Genomic DNA, 315 nt, shown 5'->3' on the forward strand with positions numbered 1-315 from the left:
GGCGTTTACCACGGTGTGGTTCATGACTGGGGTGAAGTCGTAACAAGGTAGCCCTAGGGGAACCTGGGGCTGGATCACCTCCTTACCTATACGACTAACTTGATAGTTGTTGAGTGTTCACACAGATTGCTTGTTCTTTTCTCGAAAGAGAGTTGAGCAAACCCATCCTGCCTTGTCGCAGTGATGTTGTTCTTTAAAAATTTGGAAAGCTGATAGTAATAATCGTAACGATTATTGCGAAATTAAAAATTGAGTTCTCAAAACACTTAACATTAAGTGTCTTGGCTTAAGACTTAACGGTCTTAAGTAAAAATT

1 rRNA gene is annotated in these 315 nt (G+C 40.3%); it reads left to right on the forward strand.

Annotated features, from left to right (window positions below):
* Positions 1-85, forward strand: a 16S ribosomal RNA gene (locus K5Q92_RS24100); the annotation flags it as partial.
* Positions 86-315 lie beyond the last annotated feature (230 nt).

The sequence above is a fragment of the Shewanella sp. MBTL60-007 genome (genome assembly GCF_019654915.1).
GTDB lineage: Bacteria > Pseudomonadota > Gammaproteobacteria > Enterobacterales > Shewanellaceae > Shewanella.